Raw genomic sequence first — 18,070 nt, forward strand, 5'->3', positions numbered from 1 at the left:
TTTCCTCATTAATTGATTTTTTCTATTGAGAAAGCAACAATCTTATAGAAAACAGCCAAAAAATAAGAAGAGGTGGATTTCATGGATTATATCATTAAGTTTGCTGAAGGGTTTAGAAATTTATTTGATACAGGAGCAGAGACCTTTATTTCATGGATGACAGGCATTGTACCAGTTGTTTTGTTATTACTAGTAGCGATGAATACAATCATCCAATTAATTGGTGAAGATCGCATCAATCGATTAGCGTCGGCATCTTCAAAAAATCCCTTATTAAGATACTTAGTTTTGCCATTATTAGGAACATTCATGCTAGGGAATCCGATGGGCTTATCTTTAGGAAGATTTTTACCAGAGAAGTATAAACCTAGTTATTATGCATCTGCTTCTTATTTCTGTCACACAAGTAATGGATTATTTCCTCACATTAATCCAGGCGAACTATTTATTTTTCTAGGAATTGCAGCAGGTATTGAACAATTAGGATTTAGTACGGCAGATCTAGCAGTTAGATATTTCCTTGTTGGAATAGTAATGAACTTCTTTGCAGGCTGGATCACTGATTTTACAACAAAAATGGTAGAAAAACAGCAAGGAATCAAACTAAGTTCCGAAGTAAAATTAAATCATTAAAATGGGGGATTCCATTATGGCACAATATCGAACAATAAAAATAAAAAAAGGAAATGGTGGATTTGGTGGTCCATTAATTGTTACACCAACGGAGCAACGAAATAAAATTGTGTATATTACTGGTGGAGGAGCAAAACCAGATATTGTAGATAGAATTGCGGAATTAACTGGTGCTGAGCCAGTAAATGGATTTAAAACATCTGTACCAGATGAGCAAATTGCAATTGCTATTATAGATTGCGGCGGGACATTAAGATGTGGTATTTATCCACAAAAGAGAATCCCAACGATTAATATTATGCCTACTGGTAAAAGTGGACCTTTGGCAAAATTTATTACAGAAGACATCTATGTATCTGCAGTAGGATTAAATCAAATTGAACTTGTAGAAGAGGAAGCTTTATTAGAAAATGCTAGTGCTGTAGAAAAGGAAAAGGACACTCCTAAGAAAGAGTATAAATATAGTTCAGATAAAAAAATCTCTCAAACCTTGGCTGAAAATCAAAAACAAGGACTGCTTACCAAAATAGGTCTTGGCGCTGGTAAAGTTATTAGTACTTTTTATCAGGCTGGTCGTGAAGCAGTTCAAACATTAATAAACACCATTATCCCATTTATGGCCTTTGTCTCTTTATTAATTGGTATTATTCAAGGATCAGGAGTCGGAAACCTATTTGCTAAATTAATGTCACCGTTAGCGGGAAATATTATTGGTCTATTATTAATCGGATTTATTTGTTCCCTGCCGTTTCTTTCTCCTTTATTAGGACCTGGAGCAGTAATTGCACAAATTATTGGAACTTTGATTGGTGTTGAAATTGGAAAAGGAAATATCCCGCCAAATTTAGCATTGCCAGCCGTTTTTGCAATTAATACTCAATGTGCTGCTGATTTTATTCCAGTTGGGTTAGGCTTAGCAGAGGCAGAAGCAGAAACAGTTGAAGTAGGCGTACCGTCAGTACTCTACTCTAGGTTCTTAATAGGTGTACCACGAGTGTTTGTGGCTTGGTTAGCAAGCTTTGGATTATATAGTAATTAAGAATATGGAAAGTTGTAAGCGATAAAAACAATGAATGGAGGCGAATGGCATTATTCAATATGCCGAACAGGATGAAAACAATTTACGAAAACACAATTAATAGCATAGGGCCATTAGCCACAACTTTTTTAGAGGAAAAAATGATTATTCTTTTTGGGGATGGAGCACCTCAAGAATTAGCAGAGTTTTGCTATGGGATTGAAATAGTTGATGTAGAGGATAGTATCAAACCAGGTCAGAAATTATTAATAAATAATGAATCATTTGAAATTACCTCTGTAGGTGAAATTGTAGAACGAAACTTAACATCTATCGGCCATATTACGATCCGGTTTGATGGATCAACTAACCCTGAATTACCTGGTACTCTTTATATAGAAGATAAAGAAATGCCAGTTTTTGAAATTGGTACTAAGTTGAAAATAGTTTCAAAATAAGAACAAAATGATAGGAGACTTCCAACTCGTTTTTTAATCCTTGCATGAAGTTAGCTAAATTGTTGCATGATTAGATCGTTAAAGGGAATCTCCTATTGTAATTTTTAAATGTTTTATCCACACTTAACAGGCAGTAAGAACCCCACCTCATGCTGAAGAATATCGAGGAAGTTAGGTGTGGAAACTCTTCAGGCTACAAGTTACGGTAACCAGAAAAAACTTTACGAAAACATTCTATTTATAAAGGGGGAATTTACTTCATGAGACTTTATATTGATTCAGCAAATCTTACCCAAATTGAAAGAATAAATGAATATTATCCTATTTCGGGTGTAACAACAAACCCTTCTATTCTCGTAAAAGAGAAAAAGCATTATACTCAATCGCTTCAAGAGATTCGAAAGATAATAGGAGAAGAAAAGGAACTTTTTATCCAAGTTATTGCAGATAGTGCTAGTGAAATAGTAGAGGAAGCTGAATATTTCCAGGAGTTGATTCCAGGGAAAAACATTATAAAAATTCCAGTTACACAGGAAGGAATAAAAGCAATAAAACAATTAACCTCCAAAAATATTCCAACGTTAGCTACTACCATTTATACACCATTTCAAGCATTGATAGCTGCTAATGCAGGAGCAAAATATGTGGCTCCTTATGTTAATAGAATCGATGATTTATCAGGAGATGGAATCCGAGTAGTAAGTGATATTATTCATTTATTTACTATTCATAAAATCAGTACTGAAGTATTGGCAGCAAGTTTTAAAAACGTAAACCAAGTTTATCAAGCCTGTTTATCTGGAGCACATTCAGTGACTGTAGCTCCAGAAATAATCGAAAAGTTAATTGCTTTTCCAGCAACTCAAAGAGATGTGAAAGTATTTCAAAGTCAATGGAACGAAGCGTACGGTAATGAAATTGGAAAGGAGTGGTAACAAGTATGGAAACAAACCAGATTGTTTTTTTTGATTTAGATGGAACGCTTCTAACAAGCGAGCTTAAAGTGTCCGAAAGTTCAATAGAGGCAATAAAAAAGCTAAAAGAAAAAGGGATTGAGCCTATTATAGCAACAGGGAGAACTTTAATGGAAATTGGCTATATTTTAGAAGCGACGGGCATCAATTCAGTTGTTGCGATGAATGGACAGTATGTAATGTATAAGGGAACTGTCATTTATGAAAATCCATTAGAGGTAAGAAAGGTTAAAGAACTGCACTTAGAGGCAATAAAAAATAGGCATGAAATGGCCTTTTATAATGCTGCAAAGATAAGTGTTACGAGTGAGGGCTCTACTCTAATCAGGAAAAATTATGAAAGAGTAGGGGGGAAATATCCTCCGATAAATAAAGGCTTGTACGATCAAGAGGCTATTCATCTAATGTTAATCTTCTGTGAACCTGGTGAAGAAACCTTTTATCAAGAGAAATTTCCACATTTTCAGTTTATAAGAAATTCACCTTATGGATGTGATATCTATCCGGCTGGTAAGTCAAAGGCTACAGGTATAGAGTATTTACTTTCGCATTTAAATTGTTCTGTAGAAAATACATATGCATTTGGAGATGGATTAAATGATTTAGAAATGTTTGAGCTAGTAAAATATCCAGTTGCAATGGGAAATGCTTTTGACATTGTTAAAAAGTCAGCCACTTATGTTACAACAAGTAATAATGAAGATGGTATTGCAAATGGATTACGATTATGTGGAATTATATGAGTCTTTAAATCCTCTATAAAAAAGGGGTGGATTAACAAGCAATCACATTGTTATTTGGTTAATCCATCCATTTTTTTATGAAGGGAGTTATCTTTTTGAAAATCGGTTTTAAATCATTAGCAGATGTCATAAACATATCTACATTTTTCATAAGAAGCTCAAGGTCAATTTGATTTATGAAATTTGCAATGGCATCGAAATTTTCGTTTTCTTCTTTTTCTTCCACTTGATTTATATCTCCGCCGCCGCCCCTTCCTAGAATCCAATTATCTCCTTTCATTCTTCTATTGTAGGAAGGCTTCTCATCGCTTAGTCGTTCATGGTCTATCTTTTCATTTTTTCTTATGGAACGACTGTTTGTACCAAACATAAACAGGGAGAAGTGATCAATTTCTTTTTCTTCCTCCTCTGTTGTCACATCTACTTTTTCCTTTTCATCGTAGAATTCATCATTATAATCCTCCACTATATTTCCTCCTATTACACAATCTTCGCGTTATGTTCTTAATATGCTATGAAAAATATCGGGAAATGCTTAGACCAATATAATAGAAAGTAAAATATGTTGCAAAAGGGTGGAGGAATTTGATAAAATTAGTACCAAGTCATAATAATTGATAATAATATATTACTGTAATAAGGCTGTTTTTTCTCTTTTCTTGTAAGTCCATAATGATAAAATTAGGGTAAACTAAAAGAATCACTATTGGATTTATTTTCGGCTTAAGATCTACTAGTAGCCAGCCTATACTCCTTGCTTGTATGCAGGCTGCGGATAAAGTGAAACTTCCAATAAGCTTGAGGGGGGAGTTTTACTGTCCGTTAAGAGTGGGGTAAATTAGCTTATTTAACGAGAGTTTATGAAAAAGACTGTTCATATAGCTTTTTTATGCAAATAACAGTCAAAAAGAAACACATACCGGATAAACCGGTGACTATAAAGGAGCTGAAAGCTTTGGGTACAGGAATAATTGGTATTGGCCGTGAACTTCCAGAGAAAATTTTAACAAACTTTGATTTAGAAAAAATGGTCGATACAAATGATGAATGGATTAGAACAAGAACTGGTATACAAGAACGAAGAATTGCAGATGACAATACAAATACATCTGATATTGCATTAGCTGCGGCCAAGAAAGCAATTGCTGATGCTGGTATTCATCCAGAAGATATCGATATGATTATGGTTGCAACTGTTACACCTGATCAATCATTTCCTTCTGTTGCATGTATGATTCAAGAAAAGTTAGGGGCTAAAAAAGCCGCTGCCATGGATTTAAGTGCTGCCTGCGCAGGATTTATGTATGGGATGGTAACAGCGAAGCAATTTATTGATACAGGTGTATATAAATATGTGTTAGTAGTTGGCGTAGAGAAGCTGTCCAAAATAACAAACTGGGAAGACCGTAATACTGCTGTTCTTTTTGGAGATGGAGCTGGAGCTGCTGTACTAGGTAAAGTTTCAGAAGGAAGAGGAATTCTTTCTTTTGAATTAGGAGCAGATGGTTCTGGTGGAAAACATCTTTATTTAGATGATGAAGACTATATTTATATGAATGGAAGAGAAGTCTTTAAATTTGCAGTTCGTCAAATGGGTGAAAGCAGTGAAAATGTTTTAGTAAAAGCAGGATTATCTAAGGAAGATGTAGATTTCCTTATACCACACCAAGCGAATATTCGCATAATGGAAGCGTCTAGACAAAGATTGAATTTACCAGAAGAGAAACTTTCTAAAACGGTTCATAAATATGGAAATACAAGTGCAGCGTCTATTCCAATTTCATTAGTGGAAGAACTAGAAGCAGGCAAAATTAAAGAAGATGATGTGCTTGTAATGGTCGGTTTCGGTGGAGGCTTGACTTGGGGCGCAATTGCTATGCGTTGGGGAAAATAATAAATTTCTTCCTATAAAATAGAACATACTTTAAATTTGATGCTATATAGAAAAGGAGAATAGGTCATGAGTACGAATAAAAGAGTAGTTGTTACTGGAATTGGGGCTGTAACGCCACTTGGTAATGATGCAATAACTACCTGGGAAAATATTGTTGCTGGAGTTTCAGGAATTGGACCATTAACAAGAATTAATGCTGATGAATATCCAGCAAAAGTAGCTGCAGAAGTGAAGGAATTTAATCCAGAAGATTTTATGGATAAAAAAGATGCAAGAAAAATGGATCGCTTTACACAATATGCGCTTGCAGCTTCTTTGATGGCTGTTAAAGATGCTGATTTACAAATCACGGATGAAAATGCACCACGTGTGGGAGTATGGATTGGCTCTGGTATTGGTGGAATGGAAACATTCGAAAATCAATATGAAATCTTCCAAAAAAGAGGGTATAAACGAGTAAGTCCTTTCTTTGTACCAATGTTAATTCCGGATATGGCATCTGGACAAGTTTCAATAACATTAGGAGCAAGAGGCGTAAATTCTTGTACTGTTACTGCATGTGCAACTGGAACAAACTCAATCGGAGATGCGTTTAAAGTTATTCAGCGTGGAGATGCTGATGCAATGATTACTGGTGGCGCAGAAGCACCTATTACAAAGATGTCTGTTGCTGGTTTCTGTGCGAATACTGCCTTATCTTTCAATCCAGATCCGAAAACAGCAAGCAGACCATTTGATGCAAATCGTGATGGCTTTGTTATTGGAGAGGGAGCAGGAATTGTTGTACTTGAAGAATTAGAACATGCTTTAGCAAGAGGCGCTAAAATTTATGCAGAAATAGTTGGATATGGTTCAACTGGAGACGCTTATCATATTACTTCACCTGCACCAGGTGGCGAAGGTGGAGCAAGAGCAATGAAGATGGCAATTAATGATGCTGGACTTGCACCAGAAGATGTTTCTTATATTAATGCACATGGTACAAGTACTGCATATAACGATAAGTTCGAAACAATGGCTGTAAAAGAAGTATTTGGAGATTATGCTTATAAAGTTCCAATGAGTTCTACAAAATCAATGACTGGTCACTTATTAGGTGCAGCAGGTGGAATTGAGGCTATTTTTAGTGTATTGGCAATAAGAGATAGTATCTTACCACCAACTATTAATTTTGAAACGGCAGATCCCGATTGTGACCTAGATTATGTAATTAATACCCATAGAAAACAAGAAGTAAATGTAGCGATGAGTAATTCTCTAGGCTTCGGTGGCCATAACGCTACAATAGTATTTAAGAAATATCAATAATTATAAAAGAAAAAGGCATTTATTAAACTGTTAGAATCTGTCATATCCTATAGGCAGATTCTAACAGTTTTTTTTCTTTAAAACCTTTATTTATAATTATTTTAAATTAATATTGACTATTATTATAAAGTGTATATAATTAAAACTATAATTCTATTATTTAACGTAGACAAGCCGGATTTGATTATCATATTGAGAAAACGCTTTCTTTTTAAGGTGGGCAGTATAAAGGGATATTACAGAGAAAGGAAGAACTCTATGCTGAGTATAGAAAAGGCTAAAAACCTATTGAAAGAAAAAAATGTCCGTTTAACGCCACAAAGGCTAGAATTAATTAATATACTTTCTAAAGATAATAAGCATTGGACAGTAGATGAAATTTATCATGTACTAAATGAGAATATGCCATCAGTAAGTATTACGACTGTCTATAATAACGTTCATTTATTCACGGAATTGCAGTTGTTAAAAGAGATACAATTTGGAGAAGGCTTAAGTAAATATGAATGGAAAAAAGAGGAACATTATCATATTGTCTGTAGTGATTGTGGAGAGATAGTAGATATTTGGTATCCTACATTAAGGGAGGTAGAAGCATTTGCGAAATCCATATCTAAATTCATTATCAGCTCCCATAGTCTCCAATTTTATGGAACCTGTCAGCAGTGTTCAAAAGCATAAAAGAAAAAAGGAAATTATTTGTTTAGAGTGTAAACAACCAATAAAAAAATTGAAGCACTCGATCATTTGTGGGTGTGGAAGCAGGATTATGAAAGATTCACATAAATAAAAATTAGATAGTAAGATAACTTGTTTTTTCTCATCATTAACAGAAATCGTTGCTTGTTAAGAAAGGGATATACAAAGAAGAACTCGAAATGAGGCTCTTCTTTGTATATCCCTTTTTTAATATCGATGGAAAGTTGATTTGAAGTTTACTAGGTGCTTGTGATTTTCTAAATAGGAAATGAAGTTTTTGTAAGGTGATGATAGTTATGGAACCAATAAATTAAGTATCCATATACTGATAAATGATTAGGACAAAATGAATTAAAAGGGGAAATATTGGTGGGGGTAATCGAAACAAATAAATGGTTAGAGGATGACTTTTATGAGCCAACTTCTATATGTGAACATTTTAAAGCAACATTTAATGGAGATAAAACTCAAAATATATATCGATATTTAATGGACTTTGGAATGTATAAGCCATCAAGACGTTCAAAGCAAACATTTGAAAAAATGAAAGAACTAGATACATGGAATAAAATAGACCGATTTTTTAAAAAGTATAAGAAAAAATGGAATGGACCAGATGTACCTATATATATTTTTCCTTTTCAGGCTTCCTGGAGAGGAGATGAAAATAAATCCGGTGTATCGTTTCCAAATCAACTTTTCTTGTTTATTGGAGAAGTAGAAAATGATAAGGAGCTAGAAGCCCTTTTTATCCACGAATACCATCATGTTTGCCGAATTCATCATCAAAAAAAAGATATTGAGAATTATACATTACTAGATTCTATTATCATGGAAGGATTAGCTGAGCTTGCCGTTAAGAAAAACTGTGGAGAAGCATATAATGCCAACTGGTGTCACTTATATGAAGAGGATAAAATAAAGAAATTTTGGGGTAAAGAGCTAAAGGAGCATCTAGATGTAAAAAAAACAGAAGAGATACATGATCAATTATTGTATGGATATGGACGCTATCCACGAATGATTGGTTATAATACAGGCTTCTATCTAGTTAATACTTATCATTCTCAAAAAAAAATAGCAGAAAAAATGCACTTTACAATAAAAAGCGAAGCATTTTTATAAGAAAAATTCTATCAGCGGGGGACTAACCTCATCCTTATTGATCGTTAGGTTAGTTAAAGTTATCGTACCTTACGGGAGAGTTTTAACACCTAGCTTTCTCGATTTTCCTCAGTTTGCGATTGGAGCTTACTACGCGTTAAGAGAGGATAAGAAATTTTTTAAGGCGAGCGTTGAATCTGCTCGTCTATTGCATCTTATTTGAAAAACTAAGAGGAATCTCTTTTACTGGGATAACCAGACTGAAAAAATAGTCATAAAAGTAGTATGAAAAAGACATGTAAGCGAAAGTTTGTACATATTATGATAGTAAGTTATTTTCAAAATTAATGGAGGATTAAAAATAATCCTTTGAAAATAGGAATAAATTTACTACGCTCTGCCAATACTTATGGACAAACAGTTGTTGAAGTGAGGGATAAAATATGCAGTATCTTCATGATGTTTGGGTAAATTGGTTTGAAGGGGAAGAAAACGGATATAATGTTTGTCACTTTCATGAATGGAGAAAAGATGATGGTGTTGAATTATTGGATCAAGTTCCGCTATTGAAAGTAGACTCATGTTTATACAATTACATAGAAAATGATTTAGCGGAAATACCACGACAATTATTAGAAGAAATTTATCAAAAGGCATATCTACGAAAAAATCATGAACGAATTCAATTAGATTATTGTTTTGTAGTTTCTGATGGAATTGGTCTTTTAGTAGTAGATACAATAGGTTATTCTGTACCAATTAGGAAGAGCCGAATGATACCTAGACAAGAACAGTTAGCCTATGAACTGCTTGAAAATCAAGAAACTATTTATTATAACTTTCAAAACAACGAAGAAAAGAAAGAATTCCATATTTTATCACCTGAGCCGCATGTGATGAATGGATTAACAAGAAAAGAAAGACAATTAAAGCAATTATTGTTTATGGCGCTAGATCAACTATATTCGTCTGAAAATGTGGCAGAAGTTCGCTATTGGTATACGGAATGGAGTCCGGAACGTTATTTTGAGATTCAGCATTTAAATTTTGAACATGCATGGAATGAACTATTTGAGTGTACAAAATACGGTTGGTCGAATAAGCATGAGCAGTTTTGTGAGAATATTATAAAAGGTCAGCCGTTTTTTGAAAAGCTATGGGAAATGGAGCATGGTCCGAAAGTAAATTAAGAGTAGCCGTTTTACAAAATTAATAGGAATGAAAAAGCCCGATGAATTTTCATCGGGCTTTAGAACTGTAGACAAACTTCTTGAAATTTGAAATTTTTGCCTATGGTCTTCTTTATATTGCCTTTTCTAATAGGGATGTTGCTTTCCGTTTCAGGGGTTCACTTTCCATGGGGCTCGCGCTAATCCCACAGGAGTCTCCCCCCTTCCACTTCAAGCAACGCAAGAAAATTTCATTTAACTTTTTTAAAATGCTTTTGTCGACAAACAGAAATGATGGAGTCATCCATCGTTTCTATAAGAGCGGATATTAACGGCGTTTACGACCTAATCCCATCGCATTTTCCATTTTTTTAATCATTTTACCTGCGACTTTATTTGCCTTTGCTGCGCCTTCATCTAAAATGTCATCTAATTCAGTCGAATTCATTAGCTCGTTGTATTTTTCTTGAATTGGTTTTAATGCATCAACTACAACATTCGCTAAGTCTGTTTTAAACTCTCCATAGCCTTTACCTTCGTATTTTGCTTCTAGGCTTGGAATACTTTCCTCAGAAAGGATAGAGTAAATAGATAATAAATTGGACACGCCTGGCTTGTTTTCTCGGTCAAATTTAACTATACCTTCTGAGTCTGTAACAGCGCTTTTGACTTTCTTAATAATTTGGGCTGGTTCGTCCAACAAAGTGATAGTTGCTTTGTTATTTGTATCGGATTTACTCATTTTTTTTGTAGGATCTTGTAAGGACATGATTCTTGCCCCCACTTTTGGAATGCGCACTTCTGGAATTGTCAGAATGTCATTGTATTTTTTATTAAAACGTTCGGCAAGATCACGAGTTAATTCAAGATGTTGCTTTTGGTCTTCTCCAACTGGAACGATATCTGTACTATATAAAAGAATATCTGCAGCCATTAATGGTGGGTATGTTAATAAAGCGGCAGACACAGCATCTTTGCCAGTTGATTTGTCTTTGAACTGTGTCATTCTCTCTAATTCGCCGATATAAGAGACACATTGCATCAACCAAGCTCCTTGAGCATGGGCAGGAACTTCAGATTGAATAAATAAAGTAGCTTTTTGGGGATCAATACCCACAGCTAAGTAAAGGGCAGCTAAGCTACGAATGTTATTTCTAAGTACCAGCCGGTCTTGCGGTACTGTTATAGCATGCTGATCCACAATACAGAAGAAACAATTGTATTCGTCTTGCAACTCCACAAATTGGCTTAATGCACCAATATAATTTCCTAATGTGATAGTTCCACTAGGTTGAATTCCAGAAAAGATAGTTTTCATCATTACTTCCTCCAATATGTATTCTAGACACAGGATTAGGTGGCAGATGCATCTAATCAAGTGATTCATTCTATTTAATAGGCCTTTTTACTAGCTATGTTAATCTGCAAAAGAAAGACAATATCTTCCCAAAACAACGCTTTCTTCGAGCAAATACAAAAATCACTTTTTAAAATAGAATCTAGAAACTTAATTATAATTATTATTATAACCATTTTAGCATGATTAGTTGATATTCAAAGGCTGTTTTATTAAAGTTTGTCGATTTTAATAAAAAAATAGGGATTCTTTTGTCGGTATCTTTTAGGGAAAAGAGATCAGTGAGTGAAAATAAAATAATGAAGTAGAAAGTGTATTCTTCTAATTGTGATAATTCGGATATATTTATATTAATATAATTATTCTGTAGATTTTTATATTTCAGATTTGTTTTTATTCTACAAAATTCTACAAAATTCTTGCGTAATAAATATTCCGATTATATAATTGTCATTACGAATGGATTAGGTAGTGATATTTCAGATTATTTAAAACAAGTAAGAATACATAATGAATAGAATGAACGAAATAATTATTTTTGTATAACATTATATAGGTTTTATTAACGTTTTTTATTTTGTTCGGCAAATAGTTATTTATTTAAAAGGCTGTTTTCTAAAGGATTGTTGTTTTTTCAATAGGAAAAAAGAATTAATAGGGAAATTGGAGCAGCCGGAATACACGAAGACGCCACGGGGATTAGCGAGACAGCCTGAGACCCCGGAGGCGAAGCTGAGGAGGCTTAAGCTTAGCCCCACGGAAAGCGAAGTGTATCATCCCGGCTGCGGGTAATCGCAACAAACTTTACGAAAACAGCCATTTAAAATAACTGACTATTTAGGAAATGATTACTTGTGTATTCTGAGGTTTAGAATGGGAAAGCTATTTTCGAAGTTCCATTTGAGGAAAATTATTTAGGGGGTAATTACATGAGAAAAAGAATGCTTGTACTAATGAGCTTAGTGCTAATACTAAGTGCTTTTCTTGCTGCATGTGGTAATGACAAAGGTGGTAGTGATAAATCATCATCACAAAACTTACGTCTGAATATCGTTTCAGAGCCACCAACATTACATCCAGCATTAGCTACAGATTCAACATCAGGTGGTGTGTTAATTCAAACATTTGAAGGATTAACACGTATTGATAAAGATGGTGTTCCTCAGCCTGCTATGGCAGAAGATATCCAAGTTTCGGATGATCAATTAACCTATACATTCAAAATTCGTGAAGATGCTACATGGACAAATGGTGATCCAGTAACAGCTGAAGATTTTGAATATGCTTGGAAATGGGCAATTGACCCTCAAAATCAATCTCAATATGCATATCAACTATATTCCATAAAAGGTGCGGAAGCAGCAAATAATGGTGAAGGCAGTCTTGATGATGTGGCTGTTAAAGTTGTGAACGAAAAAACATTAGAAGTGACATTAGTAAATCCTACACCTTATTTCTTGCAACTATTAGCTTTTTATACTTATTTCCCAGTTAATAAAAATGTCGCAGAAGCAAATCCAGATTGGTATAAAGATGCTGGAGATGACTATGTTACAAATGGTCCATTCAAAATGACAGAGTGGAATCATAGTGAATCGATCCTTCTAGAAAAGAATGAAGACTATTGGGATGCTGACACAGTTAAATTAGAGACAGTAGAAATGTCAATGGTGGAAGAGCCAACAACCGAACTAAGTATGTTTGATAACGATGAGTTAGATTGGGCTGGCTTACCATTTGGAGCATTACCTACCGATTCCATTAAAGCATTGAAAGACAATGGGGACCTAAATGTGAAAGCAATCGCAGGTACTTATTGGTATAAATTTAATACAGAAGAAAAGCCATTTAACAATGAAAATATTCGCAAAGCATTAACATATGCGATTGATCGTAAAGCAATTGTTGAGCAAATTACACAAGGTGGACAAATTCCAGCTATGGCAGTTGTTCCTCCAACAATGTTCTCAGAAAACGAAAAAGGTTACTTTAAAGATAATGATATCGAAGCAGCAAAAGCCGCTCTTGAAAAAGGGTTGAAAGAAGAAGGCTATGCAAGTGTAAAAGATTTACCAAAAATCACTTTATCTTACAATACAAGTGAAGCACATGCGAAGATTGCACAAGCAGTACAAGATATGTGGAAGAAGAATCTTGGAATCGACGTAGAATTAGATAACGAAGAATGGCAAGTATATTTAGAAAAAATTGATTCTGGTGACTATCAAATTGGACGTATGTCATGGTCTGGTGACTATAATGACGCATTTAATTTCCTAGAGCTTTACCGTGATGCAAACGGTGGAAATAACGACACTGGTTGGGAAAACCCAGAATACAAAGAACTTCTTATTGCTTCACAAAAAGAAACAGATGAGGCGAAGCGTAAACAGTTATTACAAGATGCAGAAGCTATTCTTATGAACGAACTTCCAATTGCGCCAGTTTATTTCTATACAAACACATGGGTGCAAAAAGAGAACCTGAAAGATGTAGTAATTTCAGGCTTAGGAGAAGCTCAGTTAAAATGGGCACATTTTGAATAATTAAGGGAATGGCTTAATTATTCAATCATGTTTAAGAAAGGTGCGTACTTTCGGATAATCCGGACCTTTTTAGGATGTACAAGCCAAAGAGATAAAAGAGGCTGTCTTATTTAACGAGTGATACTTCGTATTCTCGTTCCCTAAGGCATCCTCTTGCTTTCTATTCGCATTGTTTTAGAAAAAAATGGAGGTAAAACCATGATTAAGTACTTGACAAAACGTTTGCTGTTTATGGCAATATCCTTATGGTTAATCATTACAGCAACGTTTTTCTTCATGAGAATGGCACCGGGTAACCCATTTACATCGGAAAAGAAAATGCCACCTGCAATCGAAGCAAATTTAAATGCCCATTATGGTCTTGATCAGCCTTGGTATGTTCAATATGGAGAATATTTGCTACGTGTAGTTCAATGGGATTTTGGTCCATCTTTTAAATATAAGAGCCAAACTGTTAATCAATTAATTAATGAAGGGTTTCCCGTTTCATTAGTATTGGGATTAGAAGCAATATTCATTGCTTTAGCAATTGGTGTTACCTTAGGAGTAATCGCGGCATTAAGACATAATAAATGGCAAGATTACTTAGCGATGATTGTTGCTGTATTAGGAATTTCGGTTCCATCTTTTATAATGGCCGCTTTTTTACAATATATTTTTGCAATGAAACTAGGCATTTTCCCTGTAGCTAGATGGGGGACTTTTATGCAAAGTGTTCTACCAGCAGTGGCTCTAGCAGCAGGTCCTACAGCTTTTATTGCCCGTTTAACTAGATCTTCTATGTTAGAAGTATTAAGCAATGACTATATTAAAACAGCAAAAGCAAAAGGGATTAGCGGTTTTAATATTACAGTGAAGCATGCCATCCGTAATGCGATCCTTCCAGTTGTTTCTTACATGGGTCCATTATCTGCGGGAATTGTTACAGGTAGTTTTGTAATAGAGAAAATCTTCGGGATTCCTGGTCTTGGATCACAGTTCGTAAAAAGCATAAACAACCGTGATTATACAGCGATTATGGGAGTAACTGTTTTTTATAGTATTATCCTGTTAGTATCTGTTCTTCTTGTCGACTTGTTGTACGGATTAATAGATCCTCGAATAAAACTATCGAGCGGGAAGAAAGGAGCGTAAAGATGCAAGAAATTTCGAAAGATAAATTTGAAATAGTAGGCAATAGCAGCATAGAATCAGAAAAAATTTCAAAAGCAAGTCTATCGTTCTGGAAAGATGTATTTACTCGTTTCAAAAAAAATAAGCTTGCCGTATTTGGACTTGTCCTATTAATTCTTTTAATCGCTATGGCTTTTGTTGGGCCATTATTAACTCCATATAATTATTATGAAAATGATTTAACAAAAACGAATCAGCCCCCAAGTGCAGAACACTATTTTGGAACAGATGAACTTGGTCGAGATATGTTCGAACGTATCTGGTATGGCGCAAAAATCTCGCTGTTTATTGGGATAGCGGCAGCCTTTATTGACCTAGTAATTGGTGTAATCTGGGGAGGGATTGCAGGCTATAAAGGTGGAAAGACAGATGAAGTAATGATGCGTATAGCTGACGTATTATATGGAATTCCTTACCTTTTACTTGTTATCCTTCTAATGGTTGTTCTTGGTCAAGGAATTTGGACAATGATTTTAGCAATGAGTATTACTGGCTGGATCAATATGGCTCGAATGGTTCGTGGACAAGTATTATCATTAAAGAGCCAAGAGTATATTCTGGCTTCTAGAACATTAGGAGCAAGTGTTTCAAGAATTATGGGCAAGCATTTAATTCCTAATGCAATGGGACCAATTCTTGTAACTTTAACACTTACTGTTCCAAATGCTATTTTCACAGAAGCATTTTTAAGTTATCTTGGTTTAGGTTTAACTCCTCCATTAGCGAGTTGGGGAACGATGGCTAATGATGGAATTGGTGCAATGCAATATTATCCATGGCGCTTATTTTTCCCTGCAATCTTTATTTGTTTAACAATCTTTGCATTTAATGTTATTGGCGACGGAATTCGAGATGCGCTTGATCCAAGACTACGTAAGTAAGGAGTGAGATAAATGGAAAAATTATTAGAAGTAAAGGATTTACAAGTCTCATTCCATACGTATGGAGGAGAAGTGCAGGCGGTTCGCGGAGTATCCTTTGATTTATATAAAGGAGAAACATTAGCAATTGTTGGTGAATCTGGTTCGGGTAAGAGTGTTACTTCACAAACATTAATGAAATTAATTCCTATGCCTCCTGGTCATATTAAAGGTGGACAAATTTTATTTAATGGGGAAGATATTGTTCAAAAAACAGATAAAGAGATGGAAAGCATCCGCGGAAAAGAAATGAGTATGATTTTCCAAGATCCAATGACATCTTTGAATCCGACAATGCGTATTGGAACGCAAATTATGGAAGTACTGATTAAACATCAGCAAATGAACAAAGATAAAGCAAAAAAGAAAGCAATTGAACTTTTAAGTTTAGTTGGAATCCCAAAACCAGAGAAAAGAGTAGATCAATATCCACACGAATTTTCTGGTGGAATGAGGCAGCGTGCGATGATTGCCATAGCGTTAGCAGCCAATCCACATCTGTTAATTGCAGATGAACCAACAACAGCATTAGACGTTACGATTCAAGCGCAAATTTTAGATTTAATGAAAGATTTGCAAGAGAAAATGGATACAAGCATTATCTTTATTACCCATGATTTAGGGGTTGTGGCAAATGTTGCGGATCGAGTTGCTGTTATGTATGCAGGACAAATCGTTGAAATGGGTACGGTGGATGAAATTTTCTACGATCCAAGACATCCATATACATGGGGACTCCTTGCATCCATGCCAAGTTTAGATAATGATAATGAAGATGAGCTTGCAGCTATTCCTGGAACACCGCCAGATTTAACAAATCCTCCAATTGGGGATGCGTTCGCTGCTCGAAATCCATATGCGCTAGCAATTGATTTTGAACAAGAGCCGCCAGTATATCAAGTGTCTGAGACACATTTTGTAAAGTCGTGGCTATTGCATCCAGATGCGCCAGCGGTAGAACCACCTGCTTCTGTTAAAGAAAGAATAAGAAAGCTACCCTCTAACTTTGAAACACCAGTATTAGTAAAGGGGGATAAATAAGATGGCTGAAAAGTTATTAGAAATAAAAAATCTTAAGCAGTATTTTAATGTCGGTACTCCTAATGTCGTGAAAGCAGTAGATGATGTTACCTTTGATATTTACAAAGGAGAAACACTAGGCTTAGTTGGGGAATCAGGTTGTGGGAAATCAACAACTGGAAGAACCATTATTCGCCTGTATGATGCAACAGGTGGTCAGGTACTATTTAACGGAGAAGACGTACATGGAAGAAAATCAAGAACGGACTTAAAGAAGTTTAATCGCAAAATGCAAATGATTTTTCAAGATCCCTATGCATCTTTAAATCCGAGAATGACCGTTGCTGATATTATTGCAGAAGGTATTGACATACACGGTTTAGCGAAAAACAAAAAAGAAAGAATGGAAAAAGTATACGAACTGCTTCATACAGTTGGTTTAAATAAAGAGCATGCTAATCGTTATCCTCATGAGTTCTCTGGTGGTCAGAGACAAAGAATTGGAATTGCGCGTGCTCTAGCAGTAGATCCAGACTTTATCATTGCTGATGAACCGATTTCCGCATTAGATGTTTCGATTCAAGCACAAGTTGTTAACTTAATGAAGAAACTTCAAAAAGAAAAAGGTTTAACTTACTTATTCATTGCCCATGATTTATCAATGGTTAAGTATATAAGTGACCGTATTGGTGTGATGTATTTTGGGAAATTAGTTGAATTAGCGCCTGCAGATGAATTGTATAACAACCCAATGCATCCATATACACAGTCCTTATTATCAGCAATTCCTCTGCCAGATCCAGAAACAGAGCGTACAAGAAAAAGAACAGTCTATGATCCGACCGTCCATCAATATGAAGAGGGCGAAGAACTTAAAATGCGAGAAATTAAGCCAGGACATTTTGTTTATTGCTCTGAAAGTGAATGTAAAAAATATAAAATGCAATTGGAGAATAAATAATTCTCAAAGTCGACAATCTCAGCGGAAAGGAGGTTGTCGACTTTTTTGTTTTGGAGCCTTGTTATTGGCAATTCTATCTTTGTGCAGTTCGAA

At 35.0% G+C, this 18,070-nt stretch carries 17 protein-coding genes; 15 read left to right on the forward strand and 2 right to left on the reverse strand.

The annotated features are described in order from the left end of the window. The first annotated feature begins 81 nt into the window (after positions 1 to 81). From srlA to HHU08_RS07180, 5 genes are all read left to right on the forward strand, one after another. A complete protein-coding gene (gene srlA, locus HHU08_RS07160; RefSeq protein ID WP_169188125.1) occupies positions 82 to 633 on the forward strand; it encodes a PTS glucitol/sorbitol transporter subunit IIC in 552 nt (183 codons plus the stop codon). Positions 634 to 649: 16 nt separating this feature from the next. Continuing rightward, positions 650 to 1,672: a PTS glucitol/sorbitol transporter subunit IIB gene (gene srlE, locus HHU08_RS07165; RefSeq protein ID WP_169188126.1), complete on the forward strand. Its 1,023-nt coding sequence runs from the start codon at positions 650 to 652 to the stop codon at positions 1,670 to 1,672. Between the two features lie 44 nt (positions 1,673 to 1,716). Continuing rightward, positions 1,717 to 2,109 (forward strand): PTS glucitol/sorbitol transporter subunit IIA, encoded by a 393-nt coding sequence (locus tag HHU08_RS07170; RefSeq protein ID WP_224427407.1) that lies wholly within the window; start codon positions 1,717 to 1,719, stop codon positions 2,107 to 2,109. Between the two features lie 260 nt (positions 2,110 to 2,369). Then, a complete protein-coding gene (locus tag HHU08_RS07175) occupies positions 2,370 to 3,044 on the forward strand; it encodes a transaldolase family protein (protein WP_169188127.1) in 675 nt (224 codons plus the stop codon). A 5-nt stretch (positions 3,045 to 3,049) separates the two neighbouring features. After that, entirely contained in the window at positions 3,050 to 3,826 is a 777-nt protein-coding gene (locus tag HHU08_RS07180) for a Cof-type HAD-IIB family hydrolase (RefSeq protein ID WP_169188128.1), read from the forward strand. A gap of 58 nt (positions 3,827 to 3,884) precedes the next feature. On the opposite strand, the gene HHU08_RS07185 is transcribed toward HHU08_RS07180, so the two are convergent. Then, positions 3,885 to 4,292, reverse strand: coding sequence for a hypothetical protein (locus tag HHU08_RS07185; RefSeq protein ID WP_016204636.1), 408 nt, complete (start codon positions 4,290 to 4,292; stop codon positions 3,885 to 3,887). Positions 4,293 to 4,781: 489 nt separating this feature from the next. Here HHU08_RS07185 and HHU08_RS07190 point away from each other — a divergent pair, with 489 nt between their 5' ends. From HHU08_RS07190 to HHU08_RS07210, 5 genes are all read left to right on the forward strand, one after another. Continuing rightward, positions 4,782 to 5,720 (forward strand): beta-ketoacyl-ACP synthase III, encoded by a 939-nt coding sequence (locus HHU08_RS07190; RefSeq protein ID WP_016204637.1) that lies wholly within the window; start codon positions 4,782 to 4,784, stop codon positions 5,718 to 5,720. Between the two features lie 66 nt (positions 5,721 to 5,786). Beyond that, on the forward strand, positions 5,787 to 7,028 hold the full coding sequence (gene fabF / locus HHU08_RS07195; RefSeq protein WP_016204638.1) for a beta-ketoacyl-ACP synthase II: 1,242 nt from the start codon (positions 5,787 to 5,789) through the stop codon (positions 7,026 to 7,028). Between the two features lie 258 nt (positions 7,029 to 7,286). Next, a complete protein-coding gene (locus tag HHU08_RS07200; RefSeq protein ID WP_016204639.1) occupies positions 7,287 to 7,709 on the forward strand; it encodes a Fur family transcriptional regulator in 423 nt (140 codons plus the stop codon). 387 nt (positions 7,710 to 8,096) lie between these two features. Then, positions 8,097 to 8,852: a DUF2268 domain-containing protein gene (locus HHU08_RS07205; RefSeq protein WP_254414793.1), complete on the forward strand. Its 756-nt coding sequence runs from the start codon at positions 8,097 to 8,099 to the stop codon at positions 8,850 to 8,852. Positions 8,853 to 9,274: 422 nt separating this feature from the next. Continuing rightward, positions 9,275 to 10,021 carry a YjbA family protein gene (locus HHU08_RS07210; protein ID WP_016204642.1) on the forward strand — a complete coding sequence of 249 codons (747 nt, stop codon included), beginning with the start codon at positions 9,275 to 9,277 and terminating at the stop codon, positions 10,019 to 10,021. Between the two features lie 307 nt (positions 10,022 to 10,328). Here HHU08_RS07210 and trpS read toward each other — a convergent pair whose 3' ends face one another. Then, a complete protein-coding gene (gene trpS, locus HHU08_RS07215; protein ID WP_156827868.1) occupies positions 10,329 to 11,321 on the reverse strand; it encodes a tryptophan--tRNA ligase in 993 nt (330 codons plus the stop codon). 965 nt (positions 11,322 to 12,286) lie between these two features. On the opposite strand from trpS, the gene HHU08_RS07220 reads away from it, so the two are divergent. From HHU08_RS07220 to HHU08_RS07240, 5 genes are all read left to right on the forward strand, one after another. Beyond that, a complete protein-coding gene (locus tag HHU08_RS07220) occupies positions 12,287 to 13,903 on the forward strand; it encodes a peptide ABC transporter substrate-binding protein (RefSeq protein WP_016204644.1) in 1,617 nt (538 codons plus the stop codon). Positions 13,904 to 14,101: 198 nt separating this feature from the next. Continuing rightward, positions 14,102 to 15,037, forward strand: a complete 936-nt coding sequence (locus tag HHU08_RS07225) for an ABC transporter permease (RefSeq protein WP_169188129.1) — start codon at positions 14,102 to 14,104, stop codon at positions 15,035 to 15,037. A gap of 2 nt (positions 15,038 to 15,039) precedes the next feature. Further along, complete coding sequence (locus HHU08_RS07230) at positions 15,040 to 15,957, forward strand: ABC transporter permease (RefSeq protein ID WP_169188130.1); 918 nt, start codon at positions 15,040 to 15,042, stop codon at positions 15,955 to 15,957. A gap of 12 nt (positions 15,958 to 15,969) precedes the next feature. Then, positions 15,970 to 17,037, forward strand: a complete 1,068-nt coding sequence (locus tag HHU08_RS07235) for an ABC transporter ATP-binding protein (RefSeq protein ID WP_101730325.1) — start codon at positions 15,970 to 15,972, stop codon at positions 17,035 to 17,037. 1 nt (position 17,038) lies between these two features. Next, positions 17,039 to 17,977, forward strand: coding sequence for an ABC transporter ATP-binding protein (locus HHU08_RS07240; RefSeq protein WP_016204649.1), 939 nt, complete (start codon positions 17,039 to 17,041; stop codon positions 17,975 to 17,977). Positions 17,978 to 18,070 lie beyond the last annotated feature (93 nt).

The sequence above is a fragment of the Niallia alba genome, assembly GCF_012933555.1.
GTDB lineage: Bacteria > Bacillota > Bacilli > Bacillales > Cytobacillaceae > Niallia > Niallia alba.

Excerpts from the sequence above, each read along its gene's own strand:
- srlA (WP_169188125.1), top strand. The coding sequence starts at position 82 with ATGGATTATATCATTAAGTTTGCTGAAGGGTTTAGAAATTTATTTGAT.
- srlE (WP_169188126.1), top strand. The coding sequence starts at position 650 with ATGGCACAATATCGAACAATAAAAATAAAAAAAGGAAATGGTGGATTT.
- HHU08_RS07170 (WP_224427407.1), top strand. The coding sequence starts at position 1,717 with ATGGCATTATTCAATATGCCGAACAGGATGAAAACAATTTACGAAAAC.
- HHU08_RS07175 (WP_169188127.1), top strand. The coding sequence starts at position 2,370 with ATGAGACTTTATATTGATTCAGCAAATCTTACCCAAATTGAAAGAATA.
- HHU08_RS07180 (WP_169188128.1), top strand. The coding sequence starts at position 3,050 with ATGGAAACAAACCAGATTGTTTTTTTTGATTTAGATGGAACGCTTCTA.
- fabF (WP_016204638.1), top strand. The coding sequence starts at position 5,787 with ATGAGTACGAATAAAAGAGTAGTTGTTACTGGAATTGGGGCTGTAACG.
- HHU08_RS07200 (WP_016204639.1), top strand. The coding sequence starts at position 7,287 with ATGCTGAGTATAGAAAAGGCTAAAAACCTATTGAAAGAAAAAAATGTC.
- HHU08_RS07210 (WP_016204642.1), top strand. The coding sequence starts at position 9,275 with ATGCAGTATCTTCATGATGTTTGGGTAAATTGGTTTGAAGGGGAAGAA.
- trpS (WP_156827868.1), bottom strand. The coding sequence starts at position 11,321 with ATGATGAAAACTATCTTTTCTGGAATTCAACCTAGTGGAACTATCACA.
- HHU08_RS07220 (WP_016204644.1), top strand. The coding sequence starts at position 12,287 with ATGAGAAAAAGAATGCTTGTACTAATGAGCTTAGTGCTAATACTAAGT.
- HHU08_RS07225 (WP_169188129.1), top strand. The coding sequence starts at position 14,102 with ATGATTAAGTACTTGACAAAACGTTTGCTGTTTATGGCAATATCCTTA.
- HHU08_RS07230 (WP_169188130.1), top strand. The coding sequence starts at position 15,040 with ATGCAAGAAATTTCGAAAGATAAATTTGAAATAGTAGGCAATAGCAGC.
- HHU08_RS07235 (WP_101730325.1), top strand. The coding sequence starts at position 15,970 with ATGGAAAAATTATTAGAAGTAAAGGATTTACAAGTCTCATTCCATACG.
- HHU08_RS07240 (WP_016204649.1), top strand. The coding sequence starts at position 17,039 with ATGGCTGAAAAGTTATTAGAAATAAAAAATCTTAAGCAGTATTTTAAT.